This is a genomic window from Arhodomonas sp. KWT (assembly GCF_010993615.1).
The window spans coordinates 1-18,331 of record NZ_WNXE01000053.1 but is presented as its reverse complement, the minus strand read 5'-3'; the positions used below and the strand labels follow the sequence as shown (position 1 = coordinate 18,331).

Here is an 18,331-nt window from a genome sequence, read left to right as displayed (position 1 = left end):
CGATCGAGCATTGCGACATATGGCTCGGTGGCCATATCGTTCTGGACAACATCACCCTGAGCCTCGAACGGGGTGAGTGTAGTTGCCCCCGCTAAACCGGACACCACCCTTTAGTCACTGCCGGTCTTCCCCAGGCTCTGGCGGTATTCCCATGGCGAGCACATTTTGAGCTCCTTGTGCGGGTGCCAGCGGTTGTAGTCCTCGAACCACGCCGGCAGCTTGGCCATGACAGTGGCCGCATCCGGCAGGTCGTTGAGATAGACGTAGTCGCGCTTGAACGTCTTCACGAATGCCTCGGCCATGCCGTTGCTCTGCGGGCTGCGCACGGCGGTGGTGCAGACCACGAAGCCCAGATCCTTGGCGAAGGCGCGCGTCTCCCGGTCGGTGTAACAGCTGCCGTTGTCGGTCAACCACTCGATGGGACGGGCCAGCTTGGTAACCGCGCCAAAGCGGTGCTCGACGCTTTCCGTCAGCAGGTCCTGGATCATCTGAGCGGTGACGCCGCCGGTGGTGGCCACGTAACGCATCGCCTCGCGGTCACAGCAGTCCAGGCTGAACGCCACCCGTACCGCCTCGCCGTTCCAGCAGCGGATCTCGAGCACATCCGAGCACCAGCGCAGATCCGGCTTGAGGGTGATGATCTTGCCCTCATGAGAGCGCACCTCGGGGCGGCCCGTGTAGCGGGCCAGCAGCAACCCGTCGGCCTTCATGATCCGGTAGATGCGCTTGGGGTTGACCCGTGCCTCACCGCGCTCATGCAACTGACGGTTGAGATGGGCGGTGACCCGGCGATAGCCGTTGGCCGCCCGCTGCGAGCAGATCTCGCGGACCTGCGGCAATAGCCGCTCATCATCCGCCTTGCAGTAGCGTGGTGGCCGTCCACGCTGGCGGCCGGCCAGCCGCTCGATCAGGTTCGAACGGGCTACCCCCAGCACCTCAGCCACCCGCTTCACCGGGTATCCTCCGGTGGCAGCAATGGCATGCGCGAGATCAACTTTTTTTCCGGAGCCACCTCCAGGGCTTCCTTGAGGATCTCGGTCTCCATGGTCTTACGCCCGAGCAGCCGCTCCAGCTCACGCACCTAGCGCTTGAGCGCCTTCACTTCCGAGGCACTGACCACCTCCTCGCCCGCACCCACCGCCGCCATCCCGCCCTCGTGCATCAGCTTCCTCCACCGAAACAGTAGACTCGCTGATATACCATGGCGGTTCTTTATAGCAGATCCTGTGTACTTCCGTGAATGAATGAACGCGAGCCCTGCACCAGCGGGACTTTCGCCTTTCTGTAACCCATTACACAGTGTGTAAGAACTTAAGACCTTGGGGCTCTTCCCCAAACCCCGCTCGGTCGCCCGAGTGCTCGGGGATGGTGCCCGTTGGACAGCACCCCTCGTCATAGGCTGGGCATCTCCACGGCTGTAAACGCCAAGCCCTGCGGGTGCGCTACGCGCAGCGTTGACAACCGTTCCGCTGCCGCAAAAGGCTGCCAGTGTAGAAGCCCCCGTTTCGACCGGACACCTTGGTAGTAGCTGACAAGGCCTAGGCATGAGCCTAGTGCAAAGGAGTGACCAAGGTGGAACGCATTGAAGTGGTGACGGGTGTGCAGCGTCGGCGGCGGTATTCACCGCGGGAGAAGGCGGAGCTGGTGGCGCTGTGTGAGCAGCCGGGCATGTCGGTGTCGCTGGTCGCCGCCGGGCACAACATCCGGTTGCTGCTGCGGGCGATGGCGGCTCTTTTGCGCCAGTTGCTGGGCCGGCTCCTGGTGTTCCTCGGTGCCGGAATCGACCATCAGGACGCCCGAGCCGCTATACCGACCGCCGCGTAACGGGTTATTCAGAACCGACAGGGTAGCAACTGACAGTCGGCCTGACACCGGTGGTGTAATAACCCACCTGAGGGTATTTGCCGAGGGTTGACGATAATGCGGAAGCAGGGCTCGGGGGCAGATACCGGCCAGGAGCGGTCATTGCAATCCGAAACCGTGGTCTATCCCTCATTCTCGCCTCATTCTTCCGACCGAACGACTGCGACGTCACAGGTGCGATCATCCCGAGGGAATTCCCTTACGTGGCGTTCGATAACGCTCAGTACCGATGGAGCCACGTTTCGCTCTTTGGTTTCTATCGTGCATTGGCCTTCACGGCTTGCGGTGCGGCCTCAACAAGCCCGGTGTACAGGGCGATGGTTGAGAAGCTAGGCAGCGCTGGCGCGCTCGACCGAATGATCGAGCTCGGGGGTGACAAGTCAGAACCGCTTCGAACTCCATGACTACATCGGCCATAACCCCTCACACGGGTCTCTTGACCGCGGTAGGTTAAATGAGTGCGTGACCTCCGTCTCCGAAGAGCACCCGCCCCTCGAGACATGCAGTTAGTCGAAAGCTTCCTCCTTGCCCGGAGCGCAACCTGGGACGAATCCAAGCGGATTGATTGTCGGCCGACCAGAGAGATGACTTGGCAAAGACGGCGGGACGGGCGGTCGCCACACGCGAGGCGCAGCGCTACTGTGCTATTGCGCTACAGAATGGCTGGGCCTTCATGGCGGCACCTTGTATCCTGCTCATGTCAGCCTGATGAGGTTCACGCTCACGTCCCGTAGCAAGCCACCGCATAGGTCGCCGGAACGATGGCCGTAGGCGGGGCGGCCGCTTTGCCGCCGCTCGAGCGTACACTGGCGGCACGTGGCGTCCGGGTCAGGCAAAGCGGGGATGCGGATTTGTTCGCGCAAGGCGTGAACAGACAGCAATACAATACCGGCCGAGTCCGCCATATTGGCCATAGCAGTTACCCAGCTCGAGTGGCACAAAGCAACTAACTGGATAGAATTAAATTCAATCTACTGCTAACGGATCACCCTTGTTGGTAGCGTCCGAGAACATAGAACCGAAGCGGGAATCAGTTCCGATGCGGGTTATGCAAGAATCAGATACGAGAACAATAGAACCCTCAGGCCCCGGCGTTCGAGATGAGACCCCTGAGCCATTCGGCAAAGCAACTCAAAGAACACCTCCAATAAAAACAACACTTAGACCGTTTTTTGGGTTTTACGGGGGTAAATGGCGGGACGCCATCAAACACTACCCATTGCCCCGCTATGGGACTATTGTGGAGCCTTTTGCGGGATCGGCGGGATACGCGCTACGTTACGCTTCCTATAACGTCATACTATGCGAAGCGGACCCCATATTGGCTGCGGTATGGAGGTACTTAACACGAGTGAAATCAAAGGAAATTAGGTCTATACCCGATGTTTCTTTTGATGGGTCCGTTGACGATTTAAAGGTGTGTCAAGAAGCAAAATGGTTGGTCGGGCTTTGGTTGAATAGGGCGACAGGAAGACCAAGAAAACGGCCATCAAAATGGATGCGTGACGGTATTCGACCGGGAAGTTTCTGGGGCGAAAGGGTAAGGGAAACCATTGCTAGCCAGGTTGAGGCGATACGACATTGGAAGGTCTACAACTGTGATTATAGTGAGTGCCCATTCCGCGGAGTGGCGACTTGGTTTGTAGATCCTCCATACCAAAAGGCAGGAAAATACTACAAGTATAGTGCAGAAAAAATAGACTACGAACAACTGTCTGCTTGGTGCAGGACACGCCCGGGGCAGGTGATTGTCTGTGAGAATGCCGGGGCTACATGGCTACCTTTTAGGGATCTCGCTAGCGTTAAGACTACTCGGGCGCGCGCCCGATCCAACGAAGTGATCTGGACCTCAGATGACGATCAAGTCGTATCGGAGAATCTCGAGAACTCCTAGTGGTCGCACGTGCGGAGACACTCAACTCGTCGTTGCTAAGCGCCCTTGGTGACAAGGTGGTGTGGCACTCGTCTATTACAGAAAAGCCAATTTCCATAGACCTAATGGCGCCCCAAAGGCTCCCCCTTAGGGTCTATATATACTCTCTCGTCGGTGGCCTCGGAACGGTTCGACCAAACGAGTTCAAGTGCAATCTCCGGCTACGCGGCCAGCGTGTCGGAGAGTATCGAAGCTTCGACTATGCAGGAGAGAGATACGTACTGCTCATCGGCTGTGATCTTGGGCTAGATGTGTTTGTGTTATGGGATGCGAGCCTTCATCCAAAATTCAAAAACGGAACGAACGTTCAAGTGCGTGATAAAACTGTATATGCGGCGGCTGCCTCGGGGTTAGCCTACCAGACTCGTTCGCTAACACGCGGCGGAACAGAGCTGGTGGTTGCTTGTTCGTCCGACTACTTGGCGCGCGCCATAGATGATCGACTCGCTTGGACCGGCGGAATTGCGGAGGACGAGTGGGCGACCTTTCCGAATTAAGTCTGCATACCTCTTACCACAAGGGCCGCGACGATATTGCGGACCATTTCTATCTCCCATGCATGCGTAAAGCATCTGAGTATGATCGTGCTGTCGGCTTTTTTCGCAGCACGATCTTCATCGTTGCGTGGCCCGCACTGCAGGAATTTATTGCTAATGGCGGGTTTATGCGTGTGTTGTGTTCGCATGTCCTTGGACCTGACGATGTCGACGCGATGCACCAAGGATATAAAGCTCGTGTCGATGACGCAATTTCAGCGGCAATTGTGGAAGATGTGCGTGCCCTCCTAGAAGAGGAGGCGATGAGGGGGCCCACGAGAGTGCTCGCAGCACTGATTGCAAGAGGTGCCCTGGATATTCAAATAGCAACGCTGAAGCCGTCCGAGTATAGAGGTGCGAATGGCAGAATTTTTCACGACAAACTCGGGATCTTTCGTGATATACGCGGTAACTCCGTAATTTTCAAAGGTTCCATGAATGAAACCTGGACGGGGCTAGCGGCAGACGGGAACCTTGAATCAATCGATGTCGCGGCCAGTTGGATGGGCGCGAGAGATCTGGAAAGGACGCAACGCGAACAGAAGTACTTTCACGATCTCTGGGCAAACAAGTATCCAACTATTGATGTTCGTCCGTTCCCGAAAGTCGCTCGTTCAGAGTTAGAAAGGGTAGCTGATCCAGATTGGGAGTACACAGCGAGCAAACTAGCGGAAGAGGTCAACAAGAAGGGAAGTGGACGTTTGGAGGATTCTGAAAAACGGACTTTGCTGCCCCACCAGTCCGCAGGGCTCGCGTCATGGCGGTCTCAAGGGCGGAAGGGGATATTGGCTTTCGCGACCGGAAGCGGGAAGACGTTTACGGCCATAAACGCTGTCAGAGAAGCGATCTTTAGGTATAACGAGGTTGTCGTTATTGTCGTGCCGGATCGTGCACTGTTTGCGCAATGGTACAAAGAGCTTGCAGAAGAGTTATCTGGTGAAGGCGTTGGGATCCTGAGAGCAGGAGCGGGTTACGGAAAATGGCGCGGCAGCTTGAAGGTATGGACAGGACCAGGAAACGAGCCGAGGCTTGTCCTTGCGACGTTAAGGACGGCCGCGTCCCAAGATTTCAGGAGCAGGCTCTCCTCGGCGGGAGACCTTATGTTGGTGGTAGACGAGGTACATCGCGCAGGTTCGCACTACAATCGCCAGCTGCTTGCACCTGGGCTATTTGGGGCTAGATTGGGGTTGAGTGCGACACCTGAGCGGGCGGGCGATCCGGAAGGCACATCGGCGGTAGTTTCTTACTTCGGCGGTGTTCTCGAACCGAGATATGAGTTGGTCGACGCTATTCGTGACGGTGTGCTCTGTCGGTATTTTTACAGACCCCATACGGTGGTGATGTCAGAGACAGAGTCTGAGGAGTGGAGTGCGCTAACGCGCCAGATTCGTCAACTGTGGGCACGGACTAAGAGCGCGGGCCCCAAGGAGACGCAGAAAGAGCGCCTAAAGCACTTGCTGATAAGGCGGTCACGGATCGTTAAGAATGCAGCCGCTAAGACGGGTTTGGCGTTAGAGGTCATACGGGAAAACTATCAACGTGGTGGTCGATGGATAGTTTACTGTGACAACCTCGCTCAGCTTGAAGAAGTTAGTGGGCAGCTTCGAGAAGCGGGCTACCCAACGGTTCCTTATCACTCCAAAATGGAAGGTGACAGAGAGCAGACACTGCGGTGGCTTGATCTTCGCGGGGGTATTGTGGTGGCGGTAAAGTGTTTAGATGAAGGAGTTGATGTTCCGTCAGTTACTCACGCACTCATTCTCGCATCGTCAAAGAATCCTAGGGAGTTCATTCAAAGGCGTGGACGGGTTCTTCGAAAGTCTAAGAATAAACATCTTGCGTACGTTCACGATGCACTGGTTGTTCCGCCGCGTGGCGTAGACGCGGACGGTGCAGAGAAGTCTGACCCAATAACAGCCGGTGAGTTGGCGCGGGCTATTATGTTCGCGGAGAGTGCAGAAAACCCTGCGTGTGCGGCAGACCTTAAGCAAATCTCTATTCGATTGGGGATTGAGTACGAGACGACAAGTTTAGCAGGCATAGAAGATGAAGAAGAGTGAGCTAGAGGATCTCATTACTACAGTAGAGACGCTTCGGAAGCAGAAGTTTCAAAATATGGACCGGAAGTTCATCGAGGAGGTGATTCGGGCGGAAGAAGAAAACCCAGAGGATGATGGGGAAGCGTTCCGCCGAATAAAGGACGCCTTAGAAGGGTGTTTGGCTGATAAGGGCGTAGAGTAATGCTTAAGCTGCGCAGTATCGAAATGGAGGGTTTTGGCCCCTTCGCGGAAAGGGAAGTCATCGAATTTCCTAACGATCACGGCGTTACGGTGATCTATGGTGAAAACATGCGTGGGAAGACCACGCTTCTGAATGCTATCCGATACGCATTTTTTGGGAACGTCTTGGGACGCGCTTCACAACGACGCAAACTACACCACATAACGAACCGGCAACGCGCCGCTAATGGTGAGTTTGGGTTCAGCGTAACGCTAAATTTTGAGTATGACGGCGTCAATTACGAGTTGACACGGCTTTGCGAGCCGACCTGTGTCGTGCCGAGCAACGACGAACACTACCGGCAGGAACGAATTCTGCGGCGTGAGGGTAGTGTATTGGGGCCCCAGCAAGCAGAAAGAGAACTTCAGCACATTTTCCCGAGAGAGATTTCGCGATTCTTTTTGTTTGACGGTGAGTTGTTGCAGGAATATGAAGAGTTGCTGGCAAACGAAAGTGAAATCGGTTACAGGATCTCTGAGGCGATCGAACAGATCTTGGGTGTGCCGATCCTAAAACGCGGGCGGATGCATCTTAGGGCGTTGGCTGAGGACGCCGATAGGAGAGCGGACAAGGAAGCTCAGAAACATACCGAGACACAGGAAATAGGAAAGGCCTTGGAGCAAGCTCGTAATCAACGGAATGCTCACAGGGATGAGCGTGCGCGGCTAGAGGAGAAGCTTGAAAGCCTGACGGAGCAGAAGCGCGAGGCTGACACAGCGCTTAGCCGGTCAAAGCGGTATGAGTCGTTGCTGTATGAGAGGGACGATATTGAGAAGCAATTGAGCGCTGCGAAGAGAGAGATAGAGGAGGTTGAGTCAGAACTTAAGAGAGCGATGGCGGAAGCGTGGAGAACGGTGCTTAGAAAGCCTGTTCGTCAGGCGAGAGAGGCCGCTAGAAAGGAAACTTCGAGGCAGATGGAAGAGTTTCTCGCTGGATTGCGCAAGGAAAGTGTCGATGCTCGACACTGCAAGGTGTGTGAGCAGGAGATCGGCCCAGATCATGCTCGCCACTTAAAGTCCATGATGGACGCCAAGGAGGCACCAGGGGCCTATGGCTCTGATAGGATTTCGTCCATGGCTCGCCTTGAGAGGCTTAGTCACTTCTACGACGAGAACAACGTTGAACAGGTGAGGGGCTTGTGGAAGCGGCTTCAACAACTGAAGAAGGAGGAAATACGCCTCCGGGACCGTCATGCTGAGCTTCAGCTGGAGTTGAGCGACTCCGATCCCGATTGGATACGTAAGAACCGCGCGTCGTACAGTGAATTAACGGAAGAGATATTTGCCGTAAAACAAGGCATCGAGGCGGAAACCCAAAAGATACAACAGCGGGAAGAGGCCATCGACCGGCTAAGTGAGCGCTTGGACCACGCTAGTGCACCTGACCTTGCAGGGACACGGGTGCGTGCGAAGATGCTTCACGACGCTGGGGATCTCTTCAATGCCGCTATAGATGAGTATAAGTCACTGCTTCGCGGGCGAGTTGAGTCAACGGCTACACGCCTCTTCAGGAGCATGACCACTGAGAAGGCCGACTATAAGGGTCTCAGAATTAACGAAAACTATGGATTGGCTATTGAGCATCAAGACGGCCAGACTGAGGAAGCGCGGTCGGCGGGTGCGGAGCATGTCGTTGCCCTCGCTCTTATGGGGGCCTTGCAGAACAACGCGCCTCTGCGGGGGCCGATAGTGATGGATTCTCCGTTCGGACGGTTAGACTCGGGGCACACGGACAACGTCATCCGAGCGTTGCCAGAAATGGCCGAACAGACGGTGTTGTTGGTCTATGAAGAGGAAGTAGGAAAGTCAAGAATTCGAGAAATACTTGGGGCCAATCTGCTTAAGGAATTCGAATTAGAGAGGGTAACTTCTAGGCACACTAAGATACGGGATTTGTAATAGGTCTGAGGTATGGAAAAGGATCGGGAAAGTATTGGGCTTACTCACGAAACCCAGGAAATGCTGAATAGCATTTATGAATATGGTTGGTTCTCTGAGGGGCAAGACGTCGCGCGCTTCTGTATGGCGTACGCGATTAGGCAAGGTTGTCCTGAAGGGACAACGCATAATACGCATACTCGCTGGGCTGTGGGAAACTTCGATAAATCGGGAGAAATTAGGGCGTTGCTTAGCGCGCTATACCCAGCGTGTGAGACGCCAAATCGGCTGATGGAACATCTGGTGAATGTAGGCTTGAAGGAGGTCCACGGACGACTGGAACAAGAAGATTTAGGACCAAACGATCTGATGGAGTAGTGTTCTAAAGCCATTTGGTCGAGCGGGTGGGTTTGTGCGGAAAGTGCCGAGTGCATTCATTATTATTTGTACGACGTCCCCCCGTTTTCAGTAGCACTCTGGTATGGAGTCCGAGGTTAATGGTAGCGACTTCTGGCTGAGTCGCTCGGCATAGCCGCTCGGCGTCAGCCCATCGAGTACCTTCTTCGGTCGTTCCTGGTTGTATTCGCGTTGCCAGGCCGCGATCTCCGCCACGGCGTGGGCCATGCTGACGAACCAGTGTTCGTTAAGGCATTCATCGCGAAAGCGGCCATTGAACGACTCCACGTAGGCGTTCTGGTTCGGCTTGCCCGGTTCGATGGGCCGGAGCTGGACGCCGTTTTCGTAGGCCCAGCCGAGCATCGCCTTGCCGATGAACTCCCGCCCGTTGTCCGAGCGGATGACCTGCGGCAGTCCGCGGCTCTCGCCCAGTTGCTCCAGCACGTCTACGACCTGTCGTCCGCTCATCGCGTACGCCGGCACCAGGGCGACGCACTCATGGGTGGCATCATCGACAATGGCCAGGCACTTGATCGCCCGCCCGTCAGCGACACGGTCGAAGACGAAGTCCAGCGACCAGACCTCATTGGCGGCGCCCGGACGCACCAGCGGCTGACGATCCGCCAACGGCACCTTCTTGCGCTTTCGACGCCGCACCTGAAGCCCCTCCGCGGCGTACAACCGCTCAACTCGCTTGTGGTTGACCGTCCAGCCCTGCTGGCGCAGCTTCAGGTAGATCATCGCCGCGCCGTAGCGTCGATGACGGTGCGCCAGGCGCAGGATCTCTTCCCGCAACGCCCCGTTGCGATCGGCCGCCGGCCGATAGCGCAGCGCGCTCGCACTCATGCCGATCACCGCCAGCGCGCGACGCTCGCTCAACCCGCGGCCTTTCATCTGACGCACCAGCTCGCGCCTCGCCGGGGCGCTCACCACTTTTTTCGCAGCGCCTCCCGGGTGACCTCGTTCTCCAGCATCGACTCGGCCAGCAGCCGCTTCAGTCGGGCGTTCTCCGCCTCCAACGCCTTCAACCGCTTGGCGTCCGAGACGTCCATGCCGCCGAACTTGCTACGCCAGAGGTAGTAGCTCGCCTCGGAGAAACCGTGCCGCCGACACAGCTCCTTGACCGGCACGCCGGCCTCGGCTTCCTTCAGGGAACCGATGATCTGCTCTTCGCTGTAGCGCTTCTTCATGCCCAATCTCCTGACTTCCAGTGATTGGACTCCAGATCGCCGTGCTACTCAATCTCGGGGGGACGTCGCTCACCTTCTTACCACCAAGTGTTGGAATGTTAGACCTGACCCCGACGCCGTGTCTTGCCTACCGAAATACCGCCACGGATGAGGTACCCAGCTCGCAGCAGGAGGTGCGATAGCTGAATGACACGCATCACGACAATCGAAAGGCCGTTGTAGTGCTTGTACGCAGGATCTGTGATTGGTGCGCTGAGAATAATGCAGTCTGAAACGTACATATGTCTCGGTATCTGCGACACCGGGACAGACTTGTCAACCGTGGCATCGAAACTCGGGATGGCTTCTGATAAGAGCGTGATCAACTCCGCCAGCGGAGCGCGGTTGTTATTGGCGTCGGCAGCATTCACCAGAGCCTTGAAGCCCAGGACGTCAACGAATGCGACGGCGCGCTTTTCGAAGGTTACAGTCATTTCGCGAAGCAGGTCTAACGTCTTTAAGCACCGGCGCCGAAGGCGTCCGGGTGCCTTTCCTGGTTAAATGCGCTAGTCACGCGGCAACCACCCTTTTTCATTGGGCTCTGGCGCGGCGATGCCCTTTTCCTTCAGGTGTGCCGATAGCTTTGGCTCAAAATTTGGCGCCCAACCATCCCAGTTTGACTCATAGCAGGTTTTACAAACATCGAGATCATAACGAGGAATATGCTTTCCATTATAAACTCCCTTCCCCATTTGGAATTCTCGGACACACATCTGGCAGGTAAAAAAAACTCAAAACCTTCCGCCATGACATTTCTCCGGGAGAGCATTTAACGCGTTAGCTCAGATCCTTTCGAGGCGACAGCCGTTTTTGCGACAGCAAAAATGGGCGTTGGGTCAAACGTTACCTGCAGCGACTTGTTAGGCATCAAATGCACTACGTATCCGAGCGATCGCCTTCCATCGAGAGGCTCTCGTTGACTTGTACGATGCCTCATCGCCAAGCGGCTTGCCTTTTGCCTTTTTCACGCTGCCGGATTTCGTATTTGGCCCACATGCGATCCTGGTGTTGTTGCATCGTTGGAAAGTCCTCTCGGTCGAGGGACGCCAAGTCCACGGACTCCCGATTGGCTCCACTTGGGTGAGGAAGATAGGAAACCACTTTTCCCCGCTCGTTGAGGTAATCATGAACAAAAACCCCGTGCATGCGTACCTTACTAGTCAATGCCTTTTTAGCCTTGCTGCCAAGAACCAGAATGTGCTCAATTGAATCGCGCTCGAGCACTTCCGGTACGAAACGCTCCGTAATGCACCGAACGTTCGATTCGTATTTCCACGGATCAAAATCAGATGAACTGCCGTTTACCGTCAAGCTCGCGCACTTGATCAGCGATGTCGTGAGGAAGTGTCCTGAACGATTGAGATCAATGCTTTCCGACAGCGGATGCAACCCCAGTTTTCGTGCTACTCCCAGGCCGTTCATCATTCGTACAAGGTCTCGGCCTAAGCCGTAAAATGCAGCCTCAAGAGCCGCCTCCTCGTAAGAAGCCCCTCTATTGTATTTATCGATAAAAGTCTGAAGCTGCGTATCGGCAGCAGATAGCCCGACAATGGCCACCTTGCATGTCGGAGGTCGCGGCGAAGTTAGCTGTAGGCGGCGGGCGTAAATTGCACAGATCTGGCGGCTGAAAATTGCACACTCAGGCATGTTGGCGTCTTCACTCCGTGGAGCAGTGGAGGCGTCGATGTACGGGAGGGAGCAGAGGGTGTTGCTGCGACACTACCTGGAGCGGGGCCTGAGCAAGGCGAGCCTGGCGCGGGAGCTGGGCGTGAGCCGTCGGACCATCTATCACTGGATCGAGACGGGCCAGTTGGAGCGCGAGCTCGATGGCAAGCCGGTGTGCTATGGGCCACGGTCGGCGATGCCCACTAAGCTCGATGCCTACCGGGGCCTGATCGATGCACGGCTCGCGGAGTACCCGGCGCTGACGGCGACGCGGCTGTTCGATGAGGTCCGCGCCGCCGGCTACACCGGGGGCTACACGCAGGTGAAGGTTTACGTGCGCCAGGTCCGCCCGCGGGTAGCGCCCGAGCCGGTGATCCGCTACGAGACGCTGCCGGGCCAACAGGGGCAGGTGGACTTTGCCGAGTTCCGCCTGCCCTGGGGCCGGGGCTATGCGCTGCTGGTGGTGCTCGGCTACTCGCGGCTGCTGTGGCTCGGCTTCTTCCCGCGCCAGAGCATGGAAGTGCTCATGCGCGGACTGGAGAGTGCGTTCGCCTTCTTCGGCGGGGCGCCGGCGGAGCTGCTGTTCGACCAGATGAAGGCGGTGGTGATCGAGGATCGCCGCGCCGGTGGCGGGGCGCTGCTGTGCAACGCCGAGTTCCAGCGCTTTGCCGCGCATTGGAACTTCAGCGTGCGCGCCTGCCGCCCCTACCGGGCGCAGACCAAGGGCAAGGTCGAGCGCCCGATCCGCTACGTGCGCCAGAGCTTCTTCTACGCGCGCGAGTTCCTCAACGAGGCCGATCTCAACGCCCAGGCGCAGCGCTGGATGGTGGAGACGGCCAACCGGCGCAAGCACCGCACCCTTGGCGAGTCGCCGCAGCTGCGCTTCGAGCGCGACGAGCGAGCGGCGCTGGGCCCGCTCGCGGCGCGGGCGTACCAGTCGTTGCTGCCCCAGCCGCCGGCTGCGCCGGCCTCCGCCCCGCGGGTGCCCGTGCTGCCGGTGGTCGAGCGCCGTCCGCTCAGCGCCTATGGCGCACTCGCCGAGCAGGCGCTGGGGTGAGCGCGGCGCTGAGTCAACGCGATCGCATCCGCGCGATGCTCGCCGACCTGAAGATGCCCGGGGCGCTGGAGGCGGTCGATGGCATCTTGAGCGAGGTCGACAGCGCCAGCCTCGGGGCGAGCGAGGCTATCGCCCGGCTACTCGAGGCGCAGATCGGACTGCGCAACCACCGCCGCCTGGCCGCGGCGATGCGCTCCTCGCGGCTGCCGGCGGTGAAGACCCTCGCCGAGTTCGACTTCGCCTTCCAGCCCTCGATCAAGCGCGAGCAGATCGAGAGCCTGCACGAGCTCGGCTTCGTCGCCCGCCATGAGAACGTGATCTTCCTCGGCCCGCCCGGGGTGGGCAAGACGCACCTGGCTATCAGCCTGGCGATCACCGCCGCGCAGCAGGGCCGGCGGGTGTACTACGGCACGCTGGTGGACTTGATCAGCTCGCTGGAGGAGGCCCAGGCCGCCGGCCAACTCAAGCGCCGCCTGGCGGTGCTCACCCACCCCTCGGTGTTGGTGGTCGATGAGATCGGCTATCTGCCGGTGACCCACACCGGCGCGGTGCTGTTCTTCCAGCTAATGAACCGCCGCTACGAGCGCGCCTCGACGGTGCTCACCTCCAACAAGGGCTTCGAGGAGTGGGGCGAGATCGTCGGCGACGAGGTCATGGCCGCCGCGCTCATCGACCGACTGCTCCACCACTGCCACCTGGTCAATATCCGCGGCAACAGCTACCGCATGCGTGCTCACACCGAACTCGCCCAGACACTGCGCACCGAGGCCGAGGCCTCCACCCCCACCGAGCGCAGGCGTTCATCTGCTTCTAAGCGCATCCGCTGAATGCACCTACGGTCCGCTCAAGTGTGCAATTTTCAACCGCCAGATGTGTGCAATTTTCAACCGGCGTTGACAGTTAGCTGCGTATTCCCGATCATCGCGCAAAAAAGAGCGCGATCACCGTCGACATGAAAGCGCAAATTCTCTGTGCGACAAGTGTCTTCCGCAGGAATGGTGAAGTTCTTGCCGTTAACGCACGGCATGGAACAGAGCGCGGTCGAGTTCAAAATGTTTCCTTGATGCCTAACGCCAATGTTCAGCGGCCGGTTTGGAGGCGCAACCGCGCCGGAAAACCGGTCCGGTGGAGGCCCGTCAGGGCCGGAAGGTACTGCAACTACTTGTTAGCAGGTGCTGGGATTGGGCACATACCGTAAACACTCCCGGGGGAGTGCACATTGCCATTTGGTAGACCCATTCCCATTTACGCTTTCAACCTCGAACTCATGAGCATTGTGAACCAAAACTATTGTGCCCATATCACCTTTCGATACGAGATCTTGAAGAGTCTCAGGTACATCTAAAACCTCCACCACATCGAATTCTTTTAAATCTTTCCAACAACCAAAGCATTTAATATAGCGATTGCCGTCAGCCGAGACAGGAAAACGCTCCTCCCAGCTATCTATATTTTCAGTGACTCTCAAGCGAAAAGTGCTTTTACAAACTGGGCAAGTTGCGTAAGGCGCCTCTATTCCGCCAATTCCTGCTAACGCCACAATCTCTCGCTTGTCGCGTGCATTGCTTTGTTAACATAGTTACTTGTTACAATATATCAACGGTATCGTGTTCATGTCTTTTGCTGCGTGCGCAAATGACGAAATGATCCAAAATAATTGTGTTACATGCCCCCTAACCCGTGCTTTATTCTTTATCTTCAAGAACTCCCTCTTAACATCAGATTTAGAAATGAATGAGCAGCTTAGAACGCACCTTCTATTTAGCTTGTAATCTTTTAGCAAATTATTCAGAAAGCCCTCAAACTGATCCGGATCCCCTTTCCTGATCCTCGCTATATTCGTTTCAATTCCAGAGCTTGATTTATAGTTATATGAAAGAGAGTTATTCAACTTGGAGAGCATCAAATCCCTCCCAAAGTACATGTTGCCAAGATTTTTTATACCTTGACCGACGACATCATGTAGATTGCTAGCAGATGTGCTTGGATCACCATGCTTGGAATGGACAAAACATATATTTGAGTCCCTTTTGTTAAAGGTTATATGGTCTGCCCACTCATCCCCTAGGTCATCACAAAATATGTAATCATCATTTTGGTGAACCGCCTCGACGAGGCTAAACATCGAGTCTTCGGAGAATCTAGATGCACTCTTGTCGAACTCCCCTTTCTCGGAATGCACTTTCGACATATCATTCATCGGTTGCAGAATTTCCAGAATATTATCAATCTCTGAAACCCCAGATGAATCCTCAAAGCACGAACCCATAAAATACATGTATTTAGGATCATCGAACGTGATACTGTATAATCCGTTTTTTATTATGAACTTTTGAAGCGTGACCTCCTTTCCGTTCTCAACCACTCGAAACTTAGATAGTGTTTTGGAGTGCAAGGTAAGTGTTTTTTTGTTTTTCCGGACCCATGAGCTATTATCCCCACCGACGATGTTGAGTTCATCATCCAGCTCATAAACCGATTCCAGCGCGCACTCTAGTTTTTTAAAAATACGCGAAGAAACAGACACCTTTTTACCTTTCCTTGTTTTACAAGCCAATGCAAGGTCGTCTTTTTCAATCCTTTCGAATAACGAGGAGCTTTCAATCAAAACAGCATTTGGCTTGGTTAATTCTAATACATCGCTGAGGTCTATTTTACTAGCAAAAGCATCAAGGAAATTATTGGATATTGGAGACTCAATAAGGTTTATCTGATCCCTAACCCAAACTCCAATATCATCAATGGACTCCCTACTAGAAGACTCAACGACACGACCACTTCCAGATATAGACTTAGTTGTCGACCCCTGGCGTAATTTGAAGTAAAATGGTATTGACCTGCCGGCCGAATGCGTTGAAAGTAAGCCTTTTAGATTAGCGGCCTCATAAGACCGTGTCCTCATGGCCCTATCCGATATCGTCATGTTACGGAGTGCCATCTTTTGGAATTCTACATCTTCATCTGAAAAGCTCGAGGAAAATTCCTCACTCCCAATTAAAGTGAAATATTTCTCTAGGGTATCGGATATATTTGCGCAGCTTTTCTTCAAGATTGCTATGTAGTTATCGACTTCTATGACAAGAATGAATGCGTGAACAATGTCCTCAAAATCATCATCCAAGAAGTAGACGGGGCGGGTTGAAGGGAATACTTTTACGGAATAGACAAAGCTGAACTCTTGTTCTTCTAAAAGCCGTTCTTGACGAAAAGAGTCAATGATAAATTCGCCATCCAGAGTGATGTTATCCGCTGCCGCATCAAGTACCTCTTGGACAATTTCATCACTCAAGGGTGATCCTGTGCGAAAAAACTGTGCATTCTTTGTCAGTTGCAGTCTTTCAGGCACGGAACAAACTCCTTGTTAACGACGGCCATGAGCCGCGCGAGGTACGAGCGTCGGCTCAATGGCCTGGTTAGGAAACATCGGCATCTTCGGCGGTTTTCTCCCAGCCAATTCCAGCCAGCAACCCCGCGACTACCGCCCCGACATGCGACAAGATCGTGAGCCCCGCAGGCACATTCTTCTGGATGAATATTAGGCCTGCCACGATTGCGAACAGGCCGGCCGTGCAGGCCGATAGAAGCCAAAAGCGCCGCTTGCGGAGCACCCAGCTTCGTTCTGCATGCCTCTCATCCGCTTCTATGCGTTTCTCGCTGAGGCGTGAGTTTTCCTCGATGCTCCGCCGCTGATTCTCAAGAAACTGCTCTGCTAGCGGCAGCAGAGGCGTTAGATCTGTGCTTCCGTCATCGCTGTCCGAAACCCTCAGTCCCTTGTTCTCGCCTTCCCCCTCACTCATTAACTCCCCCTTGATTCCTAACGCCGTTGTTCAGCGGTGCCCTTGTAGCATAGCGGAAAGGGCATCCGGTGGAGGGCCGCAGGCCCGGAACGAACTGGAACACTTGGTTAGTGCCGTGAACCACAGGGCCTGATTTCCAACACCAACCTTCCCAGGCTAACTCCGTACCAGCTTGCACGAACTGGACCCATGGCGACAGGAACCAGAGCACTGAACGGGCCCCTTATACGGCGTGCAGCGGCGGGTTGCCCCACGAACATTGCACACCACTTTCACCACCGCCTATTTCTGCTGAGCAACCAAGTCTGACGATGGTTTTGCGGGCTTGGCACCAAAACCTGAAGCCCCAAAAACCACCGGGCCAGGGCCACTAACGCCTTGAATAAGCCGCCGTTTGGAGCGCCAGCGCAAAACGGTCGGCTTAATTCACTGGTTAGTTGGTTCTGGTGGCTCAACTAATTCGCAGTCTTCCAAGTCTACATACCCCGACAAGAACCTAGGTTCATCGTCCTGAATATGTAGTATTTGCGCAAAGCGATCATGCTCGCCATCAAGACTGGGAACGATGGCCTGCGCTTCATAAATATCACCGATACCTAGCCGCGCCACTACGTCGGCGTTCTTTGATGCTTTACGAAAAACAGAAGTGGCTGACGATATTTTTACGTTCAAGCGATGGGCGGCCGAAAAATCTAGCCATCTCGCGTTATCTTGATGCTGCTGCTTCTTACCAAGTAGGTTAATGGCTCTGTCTAGGCAAAAAATTGCGTTTTCACGAGTAGCAGCCTGGTACAAGTGCTTTAACTCACCTTTCAAAAGCCAATCGCTATCCTGTTCTAAGCGTATGACCTCCGGAGTTAGCCTCCAGATATTGAAAAAGTCTTGCGTACTTGCTCCCCACTCAATCAAATCTTGCCTAATCTTACCGTGATCCAATTGGATGTAATCGAAAGGATCTTTGACATTGTCTTCTATCCATGTCGCATTCTTGGTGAAATATGGAGCTTTCATTCCTGCGGCTGCAAGCAACCCCAGCCCTCTTGGCGTCCCGCCTTGGCGGTAAGAGTAAATACAGTAGTCTGCTTCTATCTCTACGAAGATCGCCTTTCTGATATTGACTAGCGCTTTAAAATATTTTGCCTGCTCAATTGCAAGCGAAGCTTCTTGCAGATACTGCTTTGCTTCACCATCTGCAAGCATCTCGCAAAGCATAATTTCATCTAGTCGCTTTCCAACCACCTCCAAAAGCAGGCTATCTACCGCTTGGCAGGCCACATCGAAATAGTTTGCTACAGAAGAAGAATCAGAGGTCTGTCCGTAGTGTTTGACCACCACTCTTTGCTTATTAAGGGCCTTTAGTGTTCCTGATTTTATTACCTTTAGGCCGACTTTCTTTAGCTCACCAACAATCTGGTCGAAGCTAAAACTTTCAATGGCTTTCTGCTCGTCTACACCTTTCTCTATCAAAAGAGATATAAAAATAAGCTCAAGAGCATCCTGAAGAATTACCAATCCGCTCGATGCTGCGTAGCTATCTTCCGTGAAGCAAAGCTCACGAGACTGATTTAATAAGACTTTTCCTGTCATTAAGGACTGAAGAACTTCAGGCTTCATAATATTCAACTACTAACCTTTAAAAAAGTAAAGTCATGCTTTGGCGTACTGACATTCGGGCTGTTGGAAGAATGAGCGCACCAG

Annotated in this window: 13 protein-coding genes and 2 pseudogenes; 7 read left to right on the top strand and 8 right to left on the bottom strand. The window is 54.8% G+C overall.

The window, feature by feature from the left end; all coding sequences use genetic code 11:
* Positions 1–110 precede the first annotated feature (110 nt).
* A pseudogene (locus tag G7A99_RS10050) lies at positions 111–1,336 on the bottom strand (IS3 family transposase).
* A gap of 236 nt (positions 1,337–1,572) precedes the next feature.
* On the opposite strand from G7A99_RS10050, the pseudogene G7A99_RS25935 reads away from it, so the two are divergent.
* From G7A99_RS25935 to G7A99_RS10030, 5 genes and pseudogenes are all read left to right on the top strand, one after another.
* A pseudogene (locus tag G7A99_RS25935) lies at positions 1,573–1,704 on the top strand (transposase); the annotation flags it as partial.
* Positions 1,705–3,861: 2,157 nt separating this feature from the next.
* Complete coding sequence (locus G7A99_RS25930) at positions 3,862–4,293, top strand: hypothetical protein (RefSeq protein WP_371807612.1); 432 nt, start codon at positions 3,862–3,864, stop codon at positions 4,291–4,293.
* A gap of 215 nt (positions 4,294–4,508) precedes the next feature.
* The gene (locus tag G7A99_RS10040) at positions 4,509–6,392 is read left to right on the top strand and encodes a DEAD/DEAH box helicase family protein (RefSeq protein WP_163139906.1); all 1,884 of its coding nucleotides are present in this window, start codon (positions 4,509–4,511) and stop codon (positions 6,390–6,392) included.
* Entirely contained in the window at positions 6,379–6,573 is a 195-nt protein-coding gene (locus G7A99_RS10035) for a hypothetical protein (RefSeq protein ID WP_163139904.1), read from the top strand. The genes G7A99_RS10040 and G7A99_RS10035 overlap by 14 nt, the downstream gene beginning before the upstream one ends.
* Positions 6,573–8,510 (top strand): AAA family ATPase, encoded by a 1,938-nt coding sequence (locus G7A99_RS10030; RefSeq protein WP_163139902.1) that lies wholly within the window; start codon positions 6,573–6,575, stop codon positions 8,508–8,510. The genes G7A99_RS10035 and G7A99_RS10030 overlap by 1 nt, the downstream gene beginning before the upstream one ends.
* A gap of 444 nt (positions 8,511–8,954) precedes the next feature.
* Here the strand turns inward: G7A99_RS10030 and G7A99_RS10025 are convergent.
* The 3 genes from G7A99_RS10025 to G7A99_RS10015 form a co-directional block, all read right to left on the bottom strand.
* Positions 8,955–10,075, bottom strand: a protein-coding gene (locus G7A99_RS10025) for an IS3 family transposase (protein WP_163139900.1) whose coding sequence is annotated in 2 segments (ribosomal slippage) — positions 8,955–9,817 and positions 9,817–10,075 — 1,122 coding nt in all. Because the reading frame shifts where the segments join, the coding sequence is not laid out codon by codon here.
* 98 nt (positions 10,076–10,173) lie between these two features.
* Entirely contained in the window at positions 10,174–10,548 is a 375-nt protein-coding gene (locus G7A99_RS10020) for a hypothetical protein (RefSeq protein WP_163139898.1), read from the bottom strand.
* A 499-nt stretch (positions 10,549–11,047) separates the two neighbouring features.
* Positions 11,048–11,671 (bottom strand): hypothetical protein, encoded by a 624-nt coding sequence (locus G7A99_RS10015; protein WP_163139896.1) that lies wholly within the window; start codon positions 11,669–11,671, stop codon positions 11,048–11,050.
* Between the two features lie 151 nt (positions 11,672–11,822).
* Between G7A99_RS10015 and istA the strand changes: the two genes are divergently transcribed.
* Positions 11,823–12,836 (top strand): IS21 family transposase, encoded by a 1,014-nt coding sequence (gene istA / locus G7A99_RS10010; RefSeq protein ID WP_205599796.1) that lies wholly within the window; start codon positions 11,823–11,825, stop codon positions 12,834–12,836.
* Complete coding sequence (istB, locus tag G7A99_RS10005) at positions 12,833–13,663, top strand: IS21-like element helper ATPase IstB (RefSeq protein ID WP_240466230.1); 831 nt, start codon at positions 12,833–12,835, stop codon at positions 13,661–13,663. Before istA ends, istB begins: the two co-directional genes overlap by 4 nt.
* Positions 13,664–14,001: 338 nt before the next feature.
* Here istB and G7A99_RS25925 read toward each other — a convergent pair whose 3' ends face one another.
* From G7A99_RS25925 to G7A99_RS09985, 4 genes are all read right to left on the bottom strand, one after another.
* On the bottom strand, positions 14,002–14,190 hold the full coding sequence (locus tag G7A99_RS25925) for a DUF4926 domain-containing protein (RefSeq protein WP_371807611.1): 189 nt from the start codon (positions 14,188–14,190) through the stop codon (positions 14,002–14,004).
* Between the two features lie 225 nt (positions 14,191–14,415).
* Positions 14,416–16,182 (bottom strand): hypothetical protein, encoded by a 1,767-nt coding sequence (locus tag G7A99_RS09995; protein WP_163139890.1) that lies wholly within the window; start codon positions 16,180–16,182, stop codon positions 14,416–14,418.
* 67 nt (positions 16,183–16,249) lie between these two features.
* Positions 16,250–16,633: a hypothetical protein gene (locus tag G7A99_RS09990; RefSeq protein WP_163139888.1), complete on the bottom strand. Its 384-nt coding sequence runs from the start codon at positions 16,631–16,633 to the stop codon at positions 16,250–16,252.
* Positions 16,634–17,059: 426 nt separating this feature from the next.
* Positions 17,060–18,256, bottom strand: coding sequence for a hypothetical protein (locus tag G7A99_RS09985; RefSeq protein ID WP_163139886.1), 1,197 nt, complete (start codon positions 18,254–18,256; stop codon positions 17,060–17,062).
* Positions 18,257–18,331 lie beyond the last annotated feature (75 nt).